We start from the raw sequence: 1,919 nt of genomic DNA, 5'->3' as shown, positions 1-1,919 counted from the left end.
CCGCCGCACCCGGGCGTGCTTGCGGGCGGCGGCTCCGGGCGGGCCCGGGGCCGCCGCCCTCATGTGTGCACGGGCTTAGCTGAACGAGTCGCCGCAGGCGCAGGAGCCGGTGGCGTTGGGGTTGTCGATGGTGAAGCCCTGCTTCTCGATCGTGTCGACGAAGTCGATCGACGCGCCGCCCAGGTACGGGGCGCTCATGCGGTCGGTGACGACCTTGACGCCGTCGAAGTCCTTCACGACGTCGCCGTCGAGCGAGCGCTCGTCGAAGAAGAGCTGGTAACGCAGGCCGGAGCAGCCACCGGGCTGAACGGCGACGCGCAGGGCCAGGTCATCGCGGCCTTCCTGGTCGAGGAGGGCCTTGACCTTCGCCGCGGCGGCGTCGGACAGGAGGATGCCGTCGCTGACAGTGGTCTTCTCGTCCGATACGGACATCTGCTTCTCTCCCGGTGTGTACGGAGACTGCTTGCCGACGGTTGCAACCGACGGTGCCCCGGATTCATTCCGGGCCGAGTGGGGTCTTTCCCCTTTCATGCTCGCACACCCCGTCCGGAAGCGTGGACGGCGAATTCGTCACATCGACACTATGGACATCGTCAATATGACGTAAAGCGGTTATGATAGATAGCGTCATTTAGACGAAAAGGTTCCCCGAAGAAAGGGTGCGTGACGTGACCACCGCCCAGCCCCTCGACGTCCAGCCGACGCCGCTCGCCCTGCTCCTGCTCGGTCGCGAGGCCGACCCGAAGAGCGAGCGCGGCGTGGAGTGTCCTGGCGATCTGCCGTCGCCCTCCGACCCGGACCTCGTGGAGCGCGCCCGCGCCGCGAAGGAGAAGCTCGGGGACAAGGTCTTCGTGCTCGGCCACCACTACCAGCGCGACGAGGTCATCCAGTTCGCCGACGTCACCGGCGACTCCTTCAAGCTCGCGCGTGACGCCGCCGCCAAGCCGGAGGCCGAGTACATCGTCTTCTGCGGCGTGCACTTCATGGCGGAGTCGGCCGACATCCTCACCGGCGACGACCAGAAGGTCGTCCTGCCCGACCTCGCGGCCGGCTGCTCGATGGCCGACATGGCCACCGCGGAGCAGGTCGCCGAGTGCTGGGACGTGCTGACCGAAGCCGGCATAGCCGAGCAGGTCGTGCCCGTCTCGTACATGAACTCCTCGGCCGACATCAAGGCCTTCACCGGCAAGCACGGGGGCACCATCTGCACCTCGTCCAATGCCAAGCGCGCCCTGGACTGGGCCTTCGAGCAGGGCGAGAAGGTCCTCTTCCTGCCGGACCAGCACCTGGGCCGCAACACCGCCGTCCGCGACATGGGCATGTCCCTGGACGACTGCGTGGTCTACAACCCGCACAAGCCGAACGGCGGCCTCACCGCCGAGGAGCTGCGGTCCGCCAAGATGATCCTGTGGCGGGGCCACTGCTCGGTGCACGGCCGCTTCTCGCTGGACTCGGTGAACGACGTGCGCGAGCGCATCCCGGGCGTGAACGTGCTCGTCCACCCCGAGTGCAAGCACGAGGTCGTCGCCGCCGCGGACTACGTGGGCTCGACCGAGTACATCATCAACGCCCTGGAGGCGGCTCCGGCCGGCTCCAAGTGGGCCATCGGCACCGAGCTGAACCTGGTCCGGCGACTGGCGAACCGCTATGCCGACCAGGGCAAGGAAATCGTCTTCCTCGACAAGACGGTCTGCTTCTGCTCGACCATGAACCGGATCGACCTGCCGCACCTGGTGTGGACCCTGGAGTCCCTGGCCGAGGGCAACCTCGTCAACCAGATCCAGGTCGACAAGGAGACCGAGAGCTTCGCCAAGCTCGCCCTGGAGCGGATGCTGGCGCTGCCGTAGGCGCACCGCCGCGGGGGCGCTGCCCGCGGCCCGGCCGTACGGCCCGGTCCACCGTCGGACGGACGGTGGGAC

At 67.8% G+C, this 1,919-nt stretch carries 2 protein-coding genes; one reads left to right on the top strand and one right to left on the bottom strand.

The window, feature by feature from the left end; all coding sequences use genetic code 11:
• Positions 1-75: 75 nt before the first annotated feature.
• Entirely contained in the window at positions 76-432 is a 357-nt protein-coding gene (locus ACFW2Y_RS35660; protein ID WP_018848827.1) for an iron-sulfur cluster assembly accessory protein, read from the bottom strand.
• Between the two features lie 227 nt (positions 433-659).
• Between ACFW2Y_RS35660 and nadA the strand changes: the two genes are divergently transcribed.
• Positions 660-1,847 (top strand): quinolinate synthase NadA, encoded by a 1,188-nt coding sequence (gene nadA, locus ACFW2Y_RS35655; protein WP_384887861.1) that lies wholly within the window; start codon positions 660-662, stop codon positions 1,845-1,847.
• The last annotated feature ends 72 nt before the right edge of the window (positions 1,848-1,919 follow it).

Origin of the sequence: Streptomyces sp. NPDC058877 (assembly GCF_042742855.1) — a bacterium.
GTDB lineage: Bacteria > Actinomycetota > Actinomycetes > Streptomycetales > Streptomycetaceae > Streptomyces.
This window is presented reverse-complemented; position numbering and strand designations above follow the sequence as displayed.

Bases quoted from the DNA above. Each gene is read 5' to 3' on its own strand.
- ACFW2Y_RS35660 (WP_018848827.1), bottom strand. From the start codon at position 432: ATGTCCGTATCGGACGAGAAGACCACTGTCAGCGACGGCATCCTCCTG.